Source organism: Bacillus sp. Bvel1 (assembly GCF_014872755.1).
GTDB classification, from domain to species: Bacteria; Bacillota; Bacilli; order Bacillales; family Bacillaceae; genus Bacillus; species Bacillus velezensis.
Map to the genome: position 1 here is coordinate 37,655 of NZ_JAAOBZ010000002.1, position 17,434 is coordinate 55,088.

The following is a 17,434-nucleotide window of genomic DNA, read 5'->3' on the forward strand; positions in this document are numbered from 1 at the left end:
TTCGTATAAATCACTTTCCTTCTGGCGAAGATGGGACTAATCGTATCACCGGGAGGAATGTATGTGAATAAGGGACATTTAAATCAAGTTCTGCTGATTACAGATGGCTGCTCCAATCATGGTGAAGACCCGATTGCAATGGCGGCTTTCGCCAAGGAGCAGGGGATTACGGTGAATGTTATAGGGATTATGGAAGAAAACGCGATTGACCAAGAGGCAATGAAGGAAGTTGAAGGCATCGCCATGGCCGGTGGCGGCGTCCATCAAGTTGTATATGCGTCACAATTGTCTCAGACGGTTCAAATGGTGACGAAAAAAGCAATGACCCAGACGCTGCAAGGTGTCGTCAATCAAGAGCTTAAACAAATCTTAGGGAAAAACGTTGAAATGGAAGAGCTTTCTCCGGAAAAACGCGGCGAAGTGATGGAAGTGGTTGATGAACTCGGAGAAACAGTTCATCTGCAGGTGCTTGTGCTGGTTGATACGAGTGCGAGTATGGCGCCGAAACTGCCGACGGTGAAAGAAGCGCTGATTGATCTTTCCATCAGTTTAAATTCCCGGGCCGGACAAAATGAATTTGCCATGTGTATATTTCCCGGGAAAAGCCAGGAAGTTGAGCTTGTGCTGAATTGGACGCCGAAGCTTGAATCCCTTTCTGCGCTCTTTGCGAAGCTGTCGACCGGCGGTATCACCCCTACGGGCCCCGCTATCAGGGAAGCGACGCAGCAGTTTGAGAGAATCCGCTCAAGAAGGAGCATGTTGGCAGATGATGAACGACGCTTTAACGAGTTTGGCATGTAGTTTGGCACCGGGGACGGCAATTCAGGGCAAATGGAACGGCAAATCCTACAGATTGCTCAAACAGCTTGGAAAAGGGGCTAACGGTATTGTATATCTGGCAGAAGCATCAGGCGGACAGGTCGCTTTGAAAATAAGCAGCGACAGCATGTCTGTTACCTCTGAAGTGAATGTCTTAAAATCCTTTTCAAAGGCCCGGTCGCAAACGATGGGGCCTTCTTTTTTTGATGCGGACGATGCGTTTATTCCGCAGCTGAATAAAAATGTCTCTTTTTACGTGATGGAGTACATAGAAGGGCCGCTTCTTCCGCAATATATCAGCAGTAAGGGAGCGGAGTGGATTCCGGTGCTGATGGTGCAGCTTCTTTCCAGCCTGTCAGTCCTTCATCAGCAGGGATGGGTTTTTGGCGACCTCAAACCGGAAAATCTTATTGTAACCGGACCGCCGGCTGCCATCCGCTGCATTGATGTAGGGGGAACGACAAAACAAGGCCGCGCGATTAAAGAGTATACGGAGTTTTACGACAGGGGCTATTGGGGGTATGGAACAAGAAAAGCAGAACCATCCTATGACCTGTTTGCTGTCGCAATGATCATGATTCACTGTGTCCAGAAGAAAGAGTGCAAAAAGTCAGGACAGCCGAAAGAACAGCTTCGTTCTATCATTGAAGGCCACCCGTTTCTGAACAAGTATAAGAAGGTTCTGTTTTCTGCTTTAAACGGCCAATATCCGTCTGCGGAAGCCATGAAGCATGACATCCTGACGGCGGGGCAGAGCGCCGGGAGTAAAAGGAAAGCCGCCGCCAAGCCTAAGCCGCCGCAATCAAAACCGCGGCAGGGCACTGTATCTCAAACGCGGTATAAACCTAAACAAAAACCCGCAAAGCATAATGGTTTGTTTGAAACAACACTTATTTTAATCAGCGTTCTCGCCCTTTATTTCGCTTACATCGTCTTTTTTCTCATCTAATGCCGGCCGGACGCCTGCGCTCATGCTTCTTCTTTGCTTGGAGGGAATGAAAGTGATAGGATATGTATATCTTTAAAAAACCTGCTCATTGTGAGGGGGACATTGTGAAAAGCGTGGAAGATTTTTTCAAAACATATCATCTTCAGGCGGAGGGAGAAACGATTATTGCCGGGGTCTCCGGAGGCCCTGATTCAATGGCGCTTCTCAGTATGCTGAATAAGCACTTCGGGCATTCTTCCGTTATCATAGCGGCGCATGTCGACCATCAGTTCAGGGGTCCTGAATCTGAAGAAGATATGAAGTTTGTGCAGTCATATTGCGAAGCGGAACACATCCTCTGCGAAACGGTACAGATTGATGTTTCTGCATACGCAAAGAAGAATAAGCTGAACAAGCAGGCTGCCGCGCGTGATTGCAGATATCAGTTTTTCGAAGATCTGATGACAAAACACCAAGCGAAGTTTTTGGCGCTGGCTCATCACGGCGATGACCAGGTTGAGACAATGCTCATGAGGCTTGCGAAAGGTACGCTCGGCGCAGGGCTCGCGGGAATGCAGCCCGTCCGCGAATTTGCATCCGGCTGGCTGATCAGGCCTTTCCTCTATGCGGAAAAGGATGAAATCCTAGAATACTGCCGTCAAGAAGGGCTCAGCTACAGAACGGATGAGAGCAATGCAAAAGACGATTATACAAGAAACAGATTCAGAAAGACCGTGCTTCCTTTTTTAAAACAAGAATCACCTGACGTTCATAAAATGTTTCAAAAGGTGAGTGAAGCACTGACAGAAGACGAACAATACTTGCAGTCATTAACGAAAGAACGAATGAATAAGGTTATTACAAGCAAGTCTGACACATCGGTTGAAGTCGATTCCTCTCAATTGCTTGCCCTTCCGATACCTTTACAAAGAAGAGGAGTTCAACTAATATTAAACTATCTTTATGAAAACGTTCCATCGTCGTTTTCCGCCCGCCACATACAGCAGTTTCTGGAATGGGCGGAAAATGGAAGCGCCTCGGGAGTGCTTGATTTTCCGAAAGGGCTGAAGGTGGTCAAATCATATCAGACATGTTTGTTTACATTTGAACAATGGCAATGTGAAAAGGTTCCCTTTGAGCTGCAGCTGCAAGGAGCGGAAGGCGAGACTGCTGTTCTCCCCAACGGCTTTATGATAGAGGTGGCCGATCAGGCTGACCCTCATATCAAAAATGGGAATGCTGTTTTTATGACAAGCAGAAATAAGGTGCAATTTCCTTTAACAATCCGGACGAGAAAAATCGGCGACCGGATTAAACTTAAAGGGATGAATGGCTCGAAAAAGGTAAAAGATATATTTATTGATCATAAACTGCCTCTGCGGGATCGGGACGAATGGCCGATTGTAACGGATGCGAGCGGTGAAATTATCTGGCTGCCTGGCTTGAAAAAATCCATCTTTGACGATCTTGTGATTTCAAACAGTGACCGCATTGTATTACAATATAGACAGCATGAAAAGTGTAGGGGGCAAGCATTAACATGAAACAGGATATCGAAAAAGTGCTGATCTCAGAAGATGAGATCCAGCAGAAAGTAAAAAAGCTTGGAGAACAATTAACAAGCGAGTACAGCGACACGTTTCCGTTGGCAATCGGTGTGTTAAAGGGAGCGCTTCCTTTTATGGCTGATCTTATAAAGCATATTGATACATATTTGGAAATGGACTTCATGGATGTATCAAGCTACGGAAATTCCACGGTTTCTTCCGGAGAAGTCAAAATCATCAAAGATTTGGATACATCTGTAGAAGGCCGGGACATCTTAATCATTGAAGATATTATCGACAGTGGGTTAACCTTGAGCTATCTCGTAGAACTCTTCCGATATCGTAAAGCGAAATCAATTAAGATTGTTACCCTGTTGGATAAACCAAGCGGAAGAAAAGCGGACATTAAAGCAGACTTCGTAGGCTTTGAAGTTCCTGACGCGTTTGTTGTGGGTTACGGACTTGATTATGCCGAGCGCTATCGCAATCTGCCTTACATCGGAGTATTAAAACCGGCGATTTATGAAAGCTGATCGGCTGCCTGCTTCCGAGATGGTTATCGGTTGTATTGGAATGATTTTCTATGGTACTATTGAACATAGTTGTGCTTACTGTGGGAGGAGGTAAGGAATGAATCGGGTCTTCCGTAATACCATTTTTTATTTACTTATTTTATTAGTAGTAATCGGGGTTGTGAGTTACTTCCAGACCTCAAACCCGAAAACAGAAAATATGTCGTACAGTACGTTTATCAAGAACCTCGATGAAGGGAAAGTTGATAGCGTATCGGTTCAGCCTGTCAGAGGTGTTTATGAGGTAAAAGGACAGCTGAAAAAATACGATAAAGACCAGTACTTTTTAACACATGTTCCTGAAGGAAAAGGAGCAGACCAGATATTTGACGCAATTAAAAAGACGGACGTAAAAGTTGATCCCGCACAGGAAACAAGCGGGTGGGTGACGTTCTTAACGACGATCATTCCGTTTGTCATCATCTTTATTCTGTTTTTCTTCCTGCTCAATCAGGCTCAGGGCGGCGGCAGCCGTGTCATGAACTTCGGAAAGAGCAAAGCGAAGCTGTATACGGAAGAAAAGAAACGCGTGAAGTTTAAAGATGTAGCCGGCGCGGATGAGGAGAAGCAGGAGCTCGTTGAGGTTGTTGAGTTTCTGAAAGATCCCCGCAAATTCGCCGAGCTTGGCGCCAGGATCCCTAAAGGCGTGCTGCTTGTCGGACCTCCGGGAACCGGTAAGACATTGCTTGCGAGAGCCTCAGCCGGTGAAGCTGGCGTTCCTTTCTTCAGCATCAGCGGATCTGATTTCGTTGAAATGTTTGTCGGTGTCGGTGCTTCCCGTGTGCGTGATTTATTCGAAAATGCGAAAAAGAATGCGCCTTGCCTGATCTTCATTGATGAGATCGACGCGGTAGGACGTCAGCGCGGCGCCGGTCTTGGCGGCGGGCATGATGAACGCGAACAGACGCTGAACCAGCTGCTTGTTGAGATGGACGGTTTCAGTGCGAATGAAGGAATCATTATTATCGCTGCGACAAACCGTGCGGACATTCTTGACCCTGCATTGCTCCGTCCGGGACGTTTTGACCGTCAGATTACAGTAGACCGTCCGGATGTCATCGGCCGTGAAGCCGTATTGCAGGTGCATGCGAGAAACAAACCGCTTGATGAGACGGTGAACTTAAAAGCAATCGCTTCAAGAACACCCGGTTTCTCAGGCGCAGATTTAGAAAACCTTCTTAACGAAGCGGCGCTCGTTGCTGCCCGTCAAAACAAGAAGAAAATTGATATGCGCGACATTGATGAAGCAACGGACCGTGTCATTGCGGGTCCTGCGAAGAAGAGCCGCGTCATCTCGAAAAAAGAACGCAATATCGTGGCGTACCACGAGGGCGGTCACACTGTTATCGGACTTGTGCTGGATGAAGCCGATATGGTTCATAAAGTAACGATTGTTCCGAGGGGGCAGGCGGGCGGATACGCAGTCATGCTTCCGAGAGAAGACCGTTACTTCCAGACAAAACCTGAACTTCTCGATAAAATTGTCGGTCTTCTGGGCGGACGTGTTGCCGAGGAAATTATCTTCGGCGAAGTCAGCACGGGGGCTCACAATGACTTCCAGCGGGCAACGAACATTGCCAGAAGAATGGTGACAGAGTTCGGTATGTCAGAAAAACTTGGACCGCTTCAGTTCGGTCAATCTCAAGGCGGTCAAGTATTCCTGGGCCGGGATTTCAACAACGAGCAAAACTACAGTGATCAGATCGCTTACGAAATCGATCAGGAAATTCAGCGCATCATTAAAGAATGTTATGAGCGTGCGAAAACCATCCTGACTGAAAATCGCGATAAGCTTGAATTGATTGCTCAGACATTGCTTGATGTGGAAACATTAGATGCGGAACAAATCAAGCATCTCGTGGATCACGGTAAACTCCCTGAGCGCAATTTCTCAGATGACCATCTTCAAAAAGACGATGTGAAAGTAAACATCCTGTCTAAAACAGAAGACGAAAAGAAAGACGAGCCGAAAGAATAGTTCGCTTTCTGATATGAAAACCGCCGGCGTATACCGGCGGTTTTTTTACTGGTTCCGTTTTGTTTACAAAAGAGCCGCAGATCGTGTATGGTATTGTAGAATGTTGAAAATGTTATGATTAGAAACTATTCAAAAGTGGTGATAGAGGTTGTTACTGGTTATAGATGTGGGGAACACCAACACCGTGATTGGTGTATATCATGATGGGGAATTAGAATATCATTGGCGCATAGAAACGAGCAGACACAAAACAGAAGACGAATTCGGCATGCTGCTCCGCTCCTTATTTGAACATTCCGGACTGATGTTTGAACAGATTGAAGGGATTATCATCTCATCCGTAGTGCCGCCGATTATGTTCTCTTTAGAAAGAATGTGCACAAAATACTTTCACATCGAGCCGCAGGTTGTCGGCCCGGGAATGAAAACAGGTTTAAATATAAAATATGACAATCCGAAAGAAGTGGGAGCTGACAGGATCGTCAATGCCGTTGCGGCGATCCAGCAGTATGGCGGCCCCTTAATTGTTGTTGATTTCGGAACGGCGACGACGTATTGCTACATTGATGAAAACAAACAATACATGGGCGGTGCGATTGCTCCCGGCATTACAATTTCAACGGAAGCGCTGTACTCACGCGCGGCCAAGCTTCCGAGAATTGAAATCGCCCGACCGGACAATATCATCGGCAAAAACACGGTAAGCGCCATGCAGTCCGGCATCCTTTTCGGCTATGTCGGACAAGTTGAAGGCATTGTAAAGCGGATGAAATGGCAGGCCAAACAAGAACCGAAAGTCATTGCGACAGGGGGGCTTGCGTCATTAATCGCAAACGAATCAGACTGTATTGATATTGTTGACCCGTTTCTTACTTTAAAAGGGCTGGAAATCATTTATGAGCGAAATCGCGTGGGTCACATATAGGAGGTAAACGATGGATTATTTAATTAAAGCAATTGCATATGACGGTAAAGTGCGGGCTTATGCAGCCAGAACGACAGATATGGTAAATGAAGCGCAAAGAAGGCATGACACGTGGCCGACGGCATCAGCCGCAATCGGCCGGACGATGACAGCGTCTCTGATACTCGGAGCGATGCTTAAGGGTGAAGATAAGCTGACAGTCAAAATAGAAGGCGGCGGCCCGATCGGAGCCATTGTCGCAGATGCGAACGCAAAGGGTGAGGTAAGAGCATACGTATCAAATCCGCACGTTCATTTTGACCTCAATGAACAAGGGAAACTGGATGTCAGACGGGCGGTCGGAACTGACGGAACACTCAGTGTCGTAAAAGATTTGGGCTTGCGTGATTATTTTACGGGGCAAGTAGAGATTGTCTCGGGTGAACTCGGTGATGACTTCACGTATTACCTTGTTTCTTCTGAACAAGTCCCTTCATCTGTCGGGGTAGGTGTTCTAGTAAATCCTGATAACACGATTCTCGCTGCGGGCGGGTTCATCATTCAGCTTCTTCCGGGGACTGATGAAGAAACCATTTCAACAATTGAAAAGCAATTATCTCAAATCGAACCGATTTCAAAATTGATTCAAAAAGGCCTGACACCGGAAGAAATCTTAGAAGAAGTTCTGGGTCAAAAACCGGACGTTCTCGAAACAATGCCGGTCAAATTTCACTGTTCTTGTTCAAAAGATCGATTCGAAACGGCCATTTTAGGACTAGGCAAAAAAGAAATACAAGATATGATAGAAGAAGACGGAAAAGCCGAAGCGGTTTGCCATTTTTGTAATGAGAAATATTTATTTACAAAAGAAGAACTGGAAGAGCTTCGTGACGAAACAACCCGCTAGCTCTTTAGCGGGTTGTTCTATTTTGTAAAAGGGATGGGGTAGATTTTGAAATCGAGAACACTTTTGACGATTATTGTAGCGGCGCTGTTGGTATGCAGTGTAGCAGTGGCGTATAAGTTAACAAAATCCCAAGCCGCGGGGTCATCTGAAGAATCCATCGCGACAATCGGTGATAAACATATCACACGGCAGGACTGGATGAAAAAGATGGAAGACGAGTACGGAAAATCAACTCTGGAGGATATGATTAATGCACAAGTAGTGGAAGAACTTGCGAAAAAGAATAAACTCACAGTTTCAAACACCGAATTGGAACGTGAATTTCTTTTAATCAAAGCGGTGAATAATTCATTTTATGAAGACAGCCATATTACCGAAAAAGAATGGAGAGACCAGATCCGCTACAACATTCTTCTTGAAGAACTGCTGACGAAGGACATCGATATATCGGATAAGGAAATGCAATCATTTTATAATAAAAATAAAGAACTGTACCATTTCGATGATTCCTACAGAATCAGGCACATTGTCGTCAAAAATAAGGAAGAGGCGGACAGGGTGCTTGCTGATTTGAAAGGCGGTTCCAGCTTTGAAGCCGTCGCCGCTGAGCGTTCCACGGACAGATACACGTCTCAGTATGGCGGAGACCTCGGCTTTGTGACAGAAAACCAGGAAAATATCCCGCAGGCATATATCACAGAAGCTAAAAATCTCAAAGAAGATGAATGGTCCGCTGAACCGATTAAAGTTTCTTCAGGATATGCCGTCATTCAGCTGAAAGAAAAGCTTAAAGCGAGAACTTTCTCATACAATGAAGTGAAGAGTCAAATCAGACGCCAGATCGCGATGGATCAATTAGGTGACAAGGCGACAGTCAAAACGCTGTGGAAAGAGGCGGGGGTCTCTTGGTTCTACGGGGAAAAAAGAACTAAATGATTGACAAAAAATTTTGAAATTGATAACTTATATTTATAATACCAATAAATTTAGTCGGAAATTGAGGTGTCCAACATGGTGCGTATTGCAAATTCTATTACTGAACTAATCGGAAATACTCCTATTGTGAAATTGAATCGCCTGACGGATGAAAACAGTGCAGATGTATATCTGAAGCTTGAATACATGAATCCGGGCAGCAGCGTAAAAGACCGTATCGGAGCGGCGATGATTGAAGCGGCTGAAAAAGAAGGAAAATTAAAAGCCGGCGACACAATCATTGAACCGACAAGCGGAAATACAGGAATCGGTCTTGCGATGGTGGCAGCGGCTAAAGGTCTCAGAGCCATTCTCGTTATGCCTGATACAATGAGTATGGAACGACGCAATCTGCTGCGCGCATACGGAGCGGAGCTTGTGCTGACTCCCGGCGCAGAAGGAATGAAGGGCGCCATTAAAAAGGCGGAAGAACTTGCGGAGGAACACGGATACTTTGTGCCTCAGCAATTCAACAATGCGGCAAACCCGGAAATTCACCGCCAAACGACGGGGAAAGAAATCGTAGAACAGTTTGGTGACGACCAGCTTGATGCGTTCGTGGCCGGAATCGGTACCGGCGGAACCATCACGGGAGCGGGCGAAGTGCTGAAAGAAGCATATCCATCCATCAAAATCTATGCGGTAGAGCCGGCGGATTCTCCAGTTCTTTCCGGCGGAAAACCGGGTCCGCATAAAATTCAGGGTATCGGAGCGGGATTTGTCCCTGAAACATTGAATACGGACATCTATGATCAAATCATTCCCGTCAAAAACGAGGATGCATTTGAATATGCCCGTAAAACGGCAAAAGAAGAAGGGATTCTCGGCGGTATTTCTTCCGGAGCGGCCATTTACGCGGCACTGGAAATCGCGAAAAAACTCGGGAAAGGCAAGAAAGTGCTTGCGATCATCCCTAGTAACGGAGAACGTTACTTAAGCACACCGCTTTATCAGTTTGAATAGAGACATACACACGGCTCCCGGCTGTATCCGGGAGTTTTTTTGTGCCTGAAGTATCGAAAATCCAAAAAACGTTTCGAATTTTATGGTTGGAAGTGAAATTCACTTTTTTCACCAGTGTGATTGCTTTAAAATAAAACTACAGTAAAACGAAGCAGAGGATTGATATGATGGCACAACGCAGACCGGCAGGAAGAAAAATACCTTTTACGAAACAAGCATTTTTACAGCGATATGAAAACCTTTCGAAATCGAGAAAACGGCATGTTCTGCTCGAAAGCGCGAGAGGGGGAAGATTCAGTATAGCCGGTCTAGATCCGATTGCGTCCGTCAGAGGGAAAGACGGAATTACAACGATCAAGCATGAGGGAGAAACACTGTTTAAAGAAGGTGACCCGCTGCGGGCCTTTCATGAATGGTTTGGAACGCTCGGAACGGAAACAAACGTTGAGTTTCCGGACTTTCAAGGCGGTGCGATTGGTTTTATCAGTTACGACTATGCCCGATATATTGAGAATTTTAAGATGCTGTCGTTAGATGATCTGGAAACACCTGATATTTACTTTCTTGTTTTTGATGATGTGGCCGTTTATGACCATGAGGAAGAGGCGTTATGGCTCATTACCCATACTGAAGCGGAAGAAGCGGATCTTGCGGAAGAAAAGCTGTCCGGCTTAGAGGACATGTGGTGTTCCCTCCAAACGGCGGACGAGCCTTTTTCACCGCTGAATCGGAATGGGGACGGATCGTACGCCGCTCCGTTCACCGAGGAAGGATTTTCACAGGCTGTAGAACAAATTAAACAATATATCGCGAGCGGCGATGTGTTCCAGGTTAATTTGTCCATCAGGCAGTCTCAGTCTTTATCCGTTCATCCGTATGAGGTGTATAAACACTTGCGAAACGTCAATCCGTCTCCTTACATGGCCTATCTCGAGACACCAGGGTTTCAAGTGATATGCGGGTCGCCGGAGCTATTGGTGACAAAGAAGGGGAAGAAGCTTGAAACGAGACCGATCGCGGGTACGCGTTCAAGAGGAAAAGACGATGCTGAAGACAAGGCTTTGGCTGATGAATTAATTCACAACGAAAAAGAACGTGCGGAACACGTCATGCTTGTTGATCTTGAGCGTAATGACCTCGGACGCGTATCGCGCTACGGCTCCGTGCGGGTTAACGAGTTTATGGCGATCGAAAAGTATTCCCACGTCATGCATATCGTGTCAAACGTACAGGGAGAGCTGCAGGACGGATATGACGCGACAGACATTATTCATGCGGTGTTCCCGGGGGGCACCATCACGGGAGCGCCCAAAGTGAGAACGATGGAAATTATAGAAGAGCTTGAGCCGACAAGACGGGGGCTTTATACTGGATCTATAGGCTGGTTCGGATTCAACGGAGATTTGCAGTTTAACATTGTGATCCGGACGATCTATGCAGCCGGCGGACATGCTTTTATGCAGTCCGGAGCAGGAGTGGTTATTGATTCGGTTCCGAAGCATGAATACAAGGAATCGTTCAAAAAAGCTTTTGCGATGAAAAAGGCGTTAGAGCTGAGCGAAGAAGAGACAAAAAATCAGACGAGGTGAGCAGAGATGATTTTAATGATTGACAATTATGATTCATTTACGTACAACTTGGTTCAATATTTGGGTGAGCTCGGGGAGGAACTGATCGTCAGACGGAATGACGAGATTACGATTGAGCAGATTGAAGAGCTGGGTCCGGACTTCTTAATGATTTCTCCCGGGCCGTGCAGTCCTGATGAAGCGGGGATCAGCCTCGAAGCCATCAAACATTTTGCCGGCAGTATTCCTATTTTCGGCGTATGTCTCGGGCATCAGTCGATTGCGCAAGTATTCGGCGGCGATGTCGTCAGAGCAGAGCGGCTCATGCACGGCAAAACGTCAGAAGTTATGCATGACGGCCAGACGATTTTTAACGGCCTGCAAAATCCGCTGGTCGCCACCCGGTACCATTCACTTATTGTCAAAGCGGACACGCTGCCGGATTGTTTTACGGTATCCGCTCAAACCAAAGAAGGAGAAATTATGGCAATCCGCCATAATGAGCTGCCTGTTGAAGGTGTTCAGTTCCATCCGGAATCCATCATGACCTCCTTCGGCAAAGAAATGCTCAGAAACTTTATAGAGACACACCGCAAAAAGGAAGTATCGGTGTGATTATATATTTGAATGGTCAATATATAGAGGAGAAAGAAGCGGCGCTTTCTCCTTTTGACCATGGTTATCTGTACGGGATCGGCGCGTTCGAAACGTTCAGGCTTTACAGCGGCCGGCCGTTTCTGCCGGATGCGCATGTCGCCAGACTCAACAGGGCGCTTCGGGATCTGCAGATTGCATATGAGGTGAACAAACAGGAGCTGCTTGATATGCTTCGGAGACTGTTGCTTCTCAATGACATAAAGGACGGCAGCGCGCGTGTCCGGCTTAACATCTCGGCAGGCGTCAGCGATAAGGGATTTGCCGCGCAGACTTATGAAAAGCCGACCGTTCTTTGTTTCGTCAACCGGCTCAATCCGGAAACTCTGCCTATTCAAAAAGAAGGCAGGCTTCTCTCTGTCCGGAGAAATACGCCTGAAGGATCTTTCCGGTTAAAATCCCATCACTATTTAAACAACATGTACGCTAAACGGGAGATCGGGAATGATCCCAATCTTGAAGGGATTTTCCTGACCGGAGAAGGAGATGTCGCGGAAGGCATTGTCTCCAACGTGTTTTGGCGAAAAGGAGACAAGGTCTTTACGCCATCTTTGGATACGGGAATTCTCGACGGTGTAACAAGACAGTTTGTCATTGATGAATTGAAACAGCAGGGGACAGAAGTCACCGAAGGCCGATTCCGTTTTCAATCAATGCTTGAAGCGGATGAAGCATGGTTGACAAACTCCGTGCTTGAAATCATCCCGTTTTCTAAAATAGAGGAAGTGCCGCTGCCCGGAATGAGCGGGAAAACGGTGCAATTGCTCCGTAAGCAGTATCGGCAGGAAATAAACAAAATGAATGTACAGGAGGAGGAACAAAATGGCGCAGCAAACAATTGAACAGCCTAAACTGATTCATACAAAAAAAGGCGCTCTGTCCTATAAAGAGAAGACGCTCGTTATGGGGATATTAAATGTAACGCCAGACTCCTTCTCTGACGGCGGCAAATACGACAGTACGGAAAGGGCGCTTCTGCATGCGGCGAAGATGGCTGAAGAAGGGGCGCATATCATAGATATCGGCGGCGAATCGACAAGGCCCGGCGCATCACTCGTTTCGGCTGATGAGGAAATGTCACGAGTCATCCCCGTCATAGAACGGATTACAAGCGAGCTGGACATTCCGCTTTCAATCGATACGTACAAAGCGTCCGTGGCAGACGAAGCGGTCAAAGCGGGAGCCTCTATCCTTAATGACATCTGGGGGGCGAAAGGTGACCCTGACATGGCGTCAGTAGCCGCCGCACACGGAGTTCCGATTATCTTAATGCATAATCGTATGGAAAGAAACTATAACGATCTTATTCCTGATATGCTTGCAGACTTGATGGAAAGCGTAAAAATTGCCGCAGAAGCCGGCGTCACAGATGAAAACATGATTCTGGATCCGGGGATCGGCTTTGCGAAAAACTATGAGGACAATCTGGCTGTCATGAACAAGCTGGAGGTGTTCAGCGGGTTAGGGTATCCGCTGCTCCTGGCGACATCGAGAAAAAGGTTCATCGGCCGTGTGCTTGACCTTCCCCCTGAAGAACGTGCCGAGGGAACGGGAGCGACAGTATGCCTTGGCGTCCAAAAAGGCTGCGACATTGTGAGGGTGCACGATGTCAAAGAGATCGCAAGAATGACTAAGATGATGGATGCTATGCTGAACAAAGGAGGCGCGCATTATGGATAAAGTATATGTGGAAGGTATGGAGTTTTACGGATATCACGGCGTGTTCGAGGAAGAAAACAAACTCGGCCAGCGCTTCAAAGTAGACCTGACTGCCGAACTGGATTTGAGCAAAGCGGGAAAAACGGATGACCTTTCTTATACCATTAACTATGCGGAATTGTACAGTGTCTGCCGCGGCATCGTTGAGGGCGAGCCCGTTAATTTGGTCGAGACCCTTGCGGAACGGATCGCAGACACCGTCCTTGAGAAATTTGAGCCGGTGCAGCAATGTACGGTAAAGGTTGTTAAGCCTGACCCGCCGATTCCCGGCCATTATAAATCAGTAGCCATAGAAATGACGAGAAAGAAATCATGAACAATACGGCATATATCGGCCTCGGTTCCAATATGGGCGACCGTGAACATTATTTGCGCCAGGCAGTGGCCATGCTCACCCGGCATGATGGCGTGACGGTGTCAAAGATATCCTCTATATATGAAACAGATCCCGTCGGTTATGAGGATCAGGATCAGTTTCTCAATATGGCGGTTGAAGTGAAAACGTCGTTATCTCCTTTTGAACTTCTAGATGTAACACAGTCCATTGAAGCTGAATTAGGCAGAACGAGAGAGATTCGCTGGGGACCGCGGACGGCAGACCTTGACATTTTGCTGTATAATCGTGAAAATATTGAAACAGAGCGGCTGATTGTTCCGCATCCGAGAATGTATGAGCGCTTATTTGTCCTTGCGCCGTTAAAAGAAATATGTCCGCAGGCGGATCATATCACGATAAGCGCTGAAACAAACCAAGAAGGTGTAAGAGTATGGAAGCAGAAATCTGGGGTAGGCGAATTCGTGCATTCAGAAAGCTGAAAGGTTATACTCAAGAAGGATTTGCAAAAGCATTAGGTATATCAGTTTCTATTGTCGGTGAAATTGAACGCGGAAACCGATTGCCGTCAGATGCCATCATTCAAGATGCGGCAGATGTTTTAAATATAAGTGCGGACGAATTGGCCCCGCCTGAAAAATAGACAAATGAAAGGAGGGGAAAAATGTTTAAAATCGGTGATATTCAATTGAAAAACCGGGTTGTGCTTGCCCCTATGGCCGGTGTCTGCAACTCAGCGTTCAGATTGACTGTAAAGGAATTCGGAGCCGGATTGGTATGCGCTGAAATGGTCAGTGACAAAGCGATCCTTTACAACAACGCAAGAACAATGGGGATGCTTTACATTGATGAACGTGAAAAACCGCTCAGCCTTCAGATTTTTGGAGGAAAAAAGGAAACCCTTGTGGAAGCGGCGAAGTTTGTAGATCAAAACACGACTGCTGATATTATTGATATTAACATGGGATGTCCCGTACCAAAGATTACAAAATGTGATGCGGGCGCCAAATGGCTTCTCGATCCTGATAAGATTTATGAAATGGTATCCGCAGTAGTAGATGCTGTTGATAAGCCGGTTACAGTGAAGATGAGAATGGGTTGGGATGAAGATCACATTTATGCGGTGAAAAACGCCCAAGCCGTTGAACGTGCCGGCGGAAAAGCCGTTGCCCTTCACGGCCGCACAAGAGTGCAAATGTATGAAGGCACTGCGAACTGGGATATCATTAAAGAAGTGAAGCAATCCGTCTCCATTCCCGTCATCGGAAACGGTGATGTCAAAACGCCTCAGGACGCGAAACGCATGCTTGAGGAAACAGGAGTTGACGGCGTCATGATCGGCCGGGCCGCACTCGGCAACCCGTGGATGATTTACCGTACGGTGCAGTACCTTGAAACCGGTGAGTTAAAAGACGAGCCGAAAGTCCGTGAAAAAATGTCGGTATGCAAACTGCACTTAGACCGCCTGATTAAGTTAAAAGGCGAAAATGTGGCAGTCAGAGAAATGAGAAAACACGCTGCCTGGTATCTGAAAGGTGTCAGAGGCAATGCGAATGTACGCAATGAAATTAACCAATGTGAGACGCGTGAAGAATTTGTGCAGCTTTTAGATGCATTTACCGCCGAAGCAGAGGCAAAAGAGCTTCAAGATGCAAAAGTAGGTTAATATACACCCTCTATTGCTGCTCACTGCCAGCTTACCGCTGGCAGTTTTTCTGCTTTTTCGTGAAATCAAAATGTAACGGAGTGATACCAATGAGTCAAGAAGAGCAAAATCATGAGGAATTGAACGACCAGCTGCAAGTCAGACGAGATAAAATGAACCAGCTGAGAGAAAACGGCATTGACCCTTTCGGCGAACGTTTCGAGAGAACGCATCAATCTCAACAAATCATTGACGCCTACCAGGAGCTTTCTAAAGAAGAACTGGAAGAAAAAGCGATCGAAGTGACCATTGCAGGCCGTATGATGACAAAGCGCGGAAAAGGGAAAGCCGGCTTTGCGCATCTGCAGGACTTAGAAGGTCAAATTCAAATTTACGTTAGAAAAGACAGTGTCGGCGAAGAACAATATGAAATCTTTAAATCTTCAGACCTCGGAGACGTTATCGGCATCACCGGGAAAGTTTTCAAAACAAACGTAGGCGAGCTTTCTGTCAAAGCGACATCTTTTGAACTGCTGACAAAAGCACTGCGTCCTCTTCCTGATAAATATCATGGGTTAAAAGATGTTGAACAGCGTTACCGCCAGCGCTATCTCGATCTCATCGTAAACCCTGACAGCAAACAAACGTTTATCACACGCAGCAAAATCATCCAAGCGATGAGAAGATACTTAGATGACCATGGATACTTAGAAGTTGAAACACCTACGATGCACAGCATACCGGGAGGAGCGTCTGCACGCCCGTTCATCACGCACCATAACGCGCTCGACATGCCTCTTTATATGCGTATTGCGATTGAACTGCACCTGAAACGCCTGATTGTCGGCGGATTGGAAAAAGTCTACGAAATCGGCCGCGTGTTCCGTAACGAAGGTGTTTCTACACGCCACAATCCTGAATTCACGATGATCGAGCTGTATGAAGCGTACGCCGATTATAAAGATATTATGAGTCTTACGGAAAACCTCGTAGCACATATTGCGCAGGAAGTGCTTGGAAGCACCACAATCCAGTACGGCGAAGAGCAGATTGATCTGAAACCTGAGTGGAAACGACTCCACATGGTAGATGCGGTCAAAGAAGCGACAGGCGTAGATTTCTGGAATGAGATGACTGTTGAAGAAGCGCGCGGTCATGCAAAAGAGCATGGTATCGAGATCACAAACTCTATGACGGTGGGTCATATCATCAATGAATTCTTCGAACAAAAAATTGAAGAAACACTCATTCAGCCTACATTTATTTACGGCCACCCTGTAGAGATTTCTCCTCTTGCTAAGAAAAATCCGGAGGACCCTCGCTTTACAGACCGTTTTGAGCTGTTTATCGTCGGCCGTGAGCACGCTAATGCGTTTACGGAGCTGAATGACCCTATTGACCAGAGGGAACGCTTTGAAGCGCAATTAAAAGAAAGAGAAGAAGGAAACGATGAAGCGCATATGATGGATGAAGACTTCGTTGAAGCTCTTGAATACGGCATGCCGCCGACCGGGGGATTGGGTATCGGTATCGACCGCCTTGTCATGCTGTTAACAAATGCTCCGTCTATCAGAGACGTTTTATTATTCCCTCAAATGAGACAACGCTAATAAAAGGGAAGGCGCCGTTTTCTGCTTATCGCAGTACGGCGCTTTTTTAGAAACAAGCCGCTCGTAAAACTTTTTGATTTTCTTTAAAAAAACTATTGCACTATTATTTGTGAGGTGGTATATTATTATTCGTTGCCGCTAAACAAGGCGCTGACGAAAAAAAGAAATTTAAAAAGTTGTTGACTTCAAGAGATTGATAAGATATAATAATAAAGTCGCTTGAACGAAAGACAAAATGATCTTTGAAAACTAAACAAGACAAAACGTACCTGTTAATTCAAAGTTTTAAATAAATCGCACAGCGATGTGCG

General features: G+C 46.4%; 18 protein-coding genes. All 18 read left to right on the forward strand.

What is annotated here, in order from left to right:
- The first annotated feature begins 63 nt into the window (after nucleotides 1-63).
- The 18 genes from HAP68_RS00340 to lysS all read left to right on the forward strand — a co-directional run bounded on the left by HAP68_RS00340 (nucleotide 64) and on the right by lysS (nucleotide 17,123).
- The gene (locus HAP68_RS00340; protein ID WP_004264624.1) at nucleotides 64-801 is read left to right on the forward strand and encodes a vWA domain-containing protein; all 738 of its coding nucleotides are present in this window, start codon (nucleotides 64-66) and stop codon (nucleotides 799-801) included.
- Nucleotides 767-1,768 carry a protein kinase domain-containing protein gene (locus HAP68_RS00345; protein WP_014304202.1) on the forward strand — a complete coding sequence of 334 codons (1,002 nt, stop codon included), beginning with the start codon at nucleotides 767-769 and terminating at the stop codon, nucleotides 1,766-1,768. The genes HAP68_RS00340 and HAP68_RS00345 overlap by 35 nt, the downstream gene beginning before the upstream one ends.
- Nucleotides 1,769-1,872: 104 nt before the next feature.
- Entirely contained in the window at nucleotides 1,873-3,291 is a 1,419-nt protein-coding gene (gene tilS / locus HAP68_RS00350; RefSeq protein WP_024084796.1) for a tRNA lysidine(34) synthetase TilS, read from the forward strand.
- The gene (gene hpt, locus HAP68_RS00355) at nucleotides 3,288-3,827 is read left to right on the forward strand and encodes a hypoxanthine phosphoribosyltransferase (RefSeq protein WP_024084797.1); all 540 of its coding nucleotides are present in this window, start codon (nucleotides 3,288-3,290) and stop codon (nucleotides 3,825-3,827) included. Before tilS ends, hpt begins: the two co-directional genes overlap by 4 nt.
- 97 nt (nucleotides 3,828-3,924) lie before the next feature.
- Nucleotides 3,925-5,844: an ATP-dependent zinc metalloprotease FtsH gene (ftsH, locus tag HAP68_RS00360; RefSeq protein ID WP_004264608.1), complete on the forward strand. Its 1,920-nt coding sequence runs from the start codon at nucleotides 3,925-3,927 to the stop codon at nucleotides 5,842-5,844.
- Between the two features lie 148 nt (nucleotides 5,845-5,992).
- A complete protein-coding gene (locus HAP68_RS00365) occupies nucleotides 5,993-6,769 on the forward strand; it encodes a type III pantothenate kinase (protein WP_014304204.1) in 777 nt (258 codons plus the stop codon).
- A 10-nt stretch (nucleotides 6,770-6,779) separates the two neighbouring features.
- Nucleotides 6,780-7,655 carry an Hsp33 family molecular chaperone HslO gene (hslO, locus tag HAP68_RS00370; protein WP_014304205.1) on the forward strand — a complete coding sequence of 292 codons (876 nt, stop codon included), beginning with the start codon at nucleotides 6,780-6,782 and terminating at the stop codon, nucleotides 7,653-7,655.
- A 45-nt stretch (nucleotides 7,656-7,700) separates the two neighbouring features.
- Entirely contained in the window at nucleotides 7,701-8,591 is an 891-nt protein-coding gene (locus HAP68_RS00375; RefSeq protein WP_015388785.1) for a peptidyl-prolyl cis-trans isomerase, read from the forward strand.
- Between the two features lie 75 nt (nucleotides 8,592-8,666).
- The gene (gene cysK / locus HAP68_RS00380; protein WP_004264603.1) at nucleotides 8,667-9,593 is read left to right on the forward strand and encodes a cysteine synthase A; all 927 of its coding nucleotides are present in this window, start codon (nucleotides 8,667-8,669) and stop codon (nucleotides 9,591-9,593) included.
- Between the two features lie 167 nt (nucleotides 9,594-9,760).
- On the forward strand, nucleotides 9,761-11,182 hold the full coding sequence (gene pabB / locus HAP68_RS00385) for an aminodeoxychorismate synthase, component I (protein ID WP_024084798.1): 1,422 nt from the start codon (nucleotides 9,761-9,763) through the stop codon (nucleotides 11,180-11,182).
- 6 nt (nucleotides 11,183-11,188) lie between these two features.
- Nucleotides 11,189-11,776 (forward strand): aminodeoxychorismate/anthranilate synthase component II, encoded by a 588-nt coding sequence (gene pabA / locus HAP68_RS00390; RefSeq protein WP_003150674.1) that lies wholly within the window; start codon nucleotides 11,189-11,191, stop codon nucleotides 11,774-11,776.
- Complete coding sequence (gene pabC / locus HAP68_RS00395; RefSeq protein ID WP_041482348.1) at nucleotides 11,773-12,657, forward strand: aminodeoxychorismate lyase; 885 nt, start codon at nucleotides 11,773-11,775, stop codon at nucleotides 12,655-12,657. The genes pabA and pabC overlap by 4 nt, the downstream gene beginning before the upstream one ends.
- Nucleotides 12,638-13,495, forward strand: coding sequence for a dihydropteroate synthase (folP, locus tag HAP68_RS00400; RefSeq protein ID WP_003150672.1), 858 nt, complete (start codon nucleotides 12,638-12,640; stop codon nucleotides 13,493-13,495). Before pabC ends, folP begins: the two co-directional genes overlap by 20 nt.
- Entirely contained in the window at nucleotides 13,488-13,850 is a 363-nt protein-coding gene (gene folB / locus HAP68_RS00405) for a dihydroneopterin aldolase (protein WP_003150671.1), read from the forward strand. The genes folP and folB overlap by 8 nt, the downstream gene beginning before the upstream one ends.
- The gene (gene folK / locus HAP68_RS00410) at nucleotides 13,847-14,350 is read left to right on the forward strand and encodes a 2-amino-4-hydroxy-6-hydroxymethyldihydropteridine diphosphokinase (protein WP_024084799.1); all 504 of its coding nucleotides are present in this window, start codon (nucleotides 13,847-13,849) and stop codon (nucleotides 14,348-14,350) included. Before folB ends, folK begins: the two co-directional genes overlap by 4 nt.
- The gene (locus tag HAP68_RS00415; RefSeq protein ID WP_003150668.1) at nucleotides 14,302-14,511 is read left to right on the forward strand and encodes a helix-turn-helix domain-containing protein; all 210 of its coding nucleotides are present in this window, start codon (nucleotides 14,302-14,304) and stop codon (nucleotides 14,509-14,511) included. The genes folK and HAP68_RS00415 overlap by 49 nt, the downstream gene beginning before the upstream one ends.
- 21 nt (nucleotides 14,512-14,532) lie before the next feature.
- Nucleotides 14,533-15,534, forward strand: a complete 1,002-nt coding sequence (gene dusB, locus HAP68_RS00420; protein WP_014304210.1) for a tRNA dihydrouridine synthase DusB — start codon at nucleotides 14,533-14,535, stop codon at nucleotides 15,532-15,534.
- A gap of 89 nt (nucleotides 15,535-15,623) precedes the next feature.
- Complete coding sequence (lysS, locus tag HAP68_RS00425; RefSeq protein WP_014416740.1) at nucleotides 15,624-17,123, forward strand: lysine--tRNA ligase; 1,500 nt, start codon at nucleotides 15,624-15,626, stop codon at nucleotides 17,121-17,123.
- Nucleotides 17,124-17,434: the final 311 nt, after the last annotated feature.